General features: G+C 65.4%; 4 protein-coding genes. All 4 read left to right on the top strand.

Annotated elements, in window-relative coordinates; translation table 11 throughout:
- On the top strand, positions 1-428 hold a 428-nt coding region (locus EOB59_RS14880), incomplete at its 5' end, for a VWA domain-containing protein (RefSeq protein ID WP_128288660.1).
- Between the two features lie 60 nt (positions 429-488).
- Positions 489-827: an XdhC family protein gene (locus EOB59_RS14875; protein ID WP_013532112.1), complete on the top strand. Its 339-nt coding sequence runs from the start codon at positions 489-491 to the stop codon at positions 825-827.
- A 6-nt stretch (positions 828-833) separates the two neighbouring features.
- The gene (locus EOB59_RS14870; RefSeq protein ID WP_128288659.1) at positions 834-1,538 is read left to right on the top strand and encodes an XdhC family protein; all 705 of its coding nucleotides are present in this window, start codon (positions 834-836) and stop codon (positions 1,536-1,538) included.
- A partial coding sequence (locus EOB59_RS14865) for a molybdopterin-binding protein (protein WP_245486630.1) occupies positions 1,535-2,570 on the top strand: 1,036 nt, incomplete at its 3' end. The genes EOB59_RS14870 and EOB59_RS14865, both read left to right, overlap by 4 nt.

The following is a 2,570-nucleotide window of genomic DNA, read 5'->3' as shown; positions in this document are numbered from 1 at the left end:
ACCGCGATCCCGATGCAGCACTTGCCGACTGTTCTGCGGCGGTCAAGGACTGGTCGGGCGGCACCCGCATCGGCGACACACTTGCCGAGTTCAACCTGATATGGTCGCGGCGCGTGCTGGGGCAGGGGGCGGTCGTGCTTCTGATCACCGACGGGTTGGAGCGCGACGATGTCGACGGCCTGTCGGAGGAAATGGAGCGCCTGCACAAATCCTGCCGGCGTCTGATCTGGCTGAACCCATTGCTGCGCTTCGACGGCTTCCAAGCGCGCGCCCGTGGCGTCAAGGCGATGCTGCCGCATGTCGACGAGTTCCGCTCGGTGCACAATCTCGATGCGCTGGCCGATCTCTGCGCGTCATTGGACAAGAAGTCGGCACAATCCGTCGATCCGCGCCGATGGCTGGAAGCTGGCGCGAGGCACGCCGCATAACCATATCTTTCCCACCCGGAAAACAGATCCCGAGAAAAACAGACTTCTGGAGAAACGGTCATGGAAAACAGCATTTATCTGGATGAGGCCCGCGACCCGCTGATCATCGCGGAGGGCTGGATGAAGGACGGCAAGGACGTGGCCATCGCGACAGTGGTCGAGACCTGGGGATCGGCGCCCCGACCTGTAGGCAGCCATCTGGTCATTGATGCCGACGGCAATTTCCACGGCTCCGTTTCCGGCGGCTGCGTCGAAGGCGCTGTGGTCAGCGAGGCCATCGACGTCATCGACAGCGGCAAGGCCAGGATGCTGGAGTTCGGTGTTGCCGATGAAACCGCATGGCAGGTCGGCTTGTCCTGTGGCGGCCGCATCAAGGTGTACGTGGAAAGACTGGGCTGATCTCGGATGGATCCCTACGCCTTAAAAATTTTGAACGCCGAACGACGCGCTCGCCGCGCGGCGATCCTGGTCACCGATCTCGGTGACGGCCGCGACCGGATTGTGCGCGAGGGCGATCAGGTCGCCGGCGATCTCGGCGCTGCCATCGCCAGGGCGTTTCGCACAGGCAATTCCGGTTCGGTCGAGGCCGAAGGGAGGACTTTCTTTCTCAACGCGCATCTGCCGCAGCCACGCCTCGTGGTGATCGGCGCCGTACACATCAGCCAGGCGCTGGCGCCGATGGCGAAGATCGCCGGCTATCCCGTGGAGATCATCGATCCGCGCACCGCTTTCGCTACGCCGGACCGCTTTCCCGACGTGGCGCTCCATGCCGAATGGCCGGAGGATGTGCTGAAGCGCCAGCCGCTCGACAGCTACACCGCACTTGCCGCCGTCACCCATGATCCGAAGGTCGATGATTTCGCGCTGAAGGCCGCGCTCGACGCCAACTGTTTCTATGTCGGGGCGCTCGGCAGCAGGAAGACGCATGCCAAGCGGGTCGAACGCCTGCTGGCGCTGGGCGCGAGCGCCGATCAGATCGCCCGTATCCATGCGCCGATCGGGCTCGACATCGGTGCTGCCAGCCCGGGAGAGATCGCCGTTGCGGTGTTGGCCCAGGCAATCCACGCCTTCCGCTCGCGCGGTCTTGATGCCAAGGGCGCGGCGGCGTGAAATTCGGCCCGATCCCGATCGAGACCGCGGAAGGCGCGGTGCTGGCGCATTCGACCACCGCCGGCGAACGCCGCTTCCGCAAGGCGCACAGGCTGAGCGCTGAAGATGTGGCGCTGCTGCGGGCTGCCGGCATTTCTGAGGTCGTTGCGGCCGTGCTGGCCGTCGACGACCTCGGCGAGGATGCCGCCGCGCAGACGATCGCCGAGAGCATGACCTTTCGCGGGATCGAAGTCAGGCCTGCCGCGACCGGGCGGGTCAATCTCCATGCCAAGGCGCCGGGCATCTTCACGGTCGATGCCGCTGTCATCGATGCCATCAATGCCATTGATCCCGCCATCACCATCGCCACGCTGGCGCAGCATGCGCCGGTCGAGAAAGGCCAGATGGTCGCGACCGTGAAGATCATTCCCTTCGCGGTCAGTTCAGCGCTGGTCGACGCTGCGACGAAAATCTGCGCCGCAGGCGAGATCTTTGCCGTCAATGCCTACCGGCCCGTGCGTGTCGGCGTCATCCAGACGGTTCTGCCCGGCATCAAGCCTTCCGTCCTCGACAAGACGCTGCGCGTCACGGAAGCGCGGCTGGCGCGCACGGGCGGCAGGCTGACTGCGGAGCGCCGCACGCCGCATGAGATCGCTCAGGTGGCGGAGGCCACGGCTTCGCTGGCGCGCGACAACGACATGGTGGTGATCTTCGGCGCTTCGGCGATGAGCGATTTTGCCGATGTCATTCCCGCGGCGATCGAGAAGGCGGGTGGTGCAGTCATCCGCGCGGGCATGCCGGTCGATCCCGGCAATCTGCTGGTGCTCGGCACGCTCGATGGCAAGCGCATCATCGGCGCGCCCGGCTGCGCCCGCAGCCCCAAGGAGAATGGTTTCGACTGGGTGCTGGACCGGTTGATCGCTGGCCTCGACGTGACGGCCAGGGATATTGCCGCCATGGGGGTCGGCGGGCTGTTGATGGAAATCCCGACACGGCCGCAGCCGCGCGAACCGCTGCCGGCCAAAAGCCAGCTCAAGGTCGGCATCGTGCTGC

This window comes from Mesorhizobium sp. M7A.F.Ca.MR.176.00.0.0 (genome assembly GCF_004023165.1).
In the GTDB taxonomy this organism is placed as follows: domain Bacteria; phylum Pseudomonadota; class Alphaproteobacteria; order Rhizobiales; family Rhizobiaceae; genus Mesorhizobium.
The sequence above is the reverse complement of the archived record's forward strand: the minus strand, read 5'-3'. Positions and strand labels throughout refer to the sequence as shown.

What these genes read in the sequence shown, in the direction of transcription:
- EOB59_RS14875 (WP_013532112.1), top strand. Translation starts at nt 489, where the DNA reads ATGGAAAACAGCATTTATCTGGATGAGGCCCGCGACCCGCTGATCATC.
- EOB59_RS14870 (WP_128288659.1), top strand. Translation starts at nt 834, where the DNA reads ATGGATCCCTACGCCTTAAAAATTTTGAACGCCGAACGACGCGCTCGC.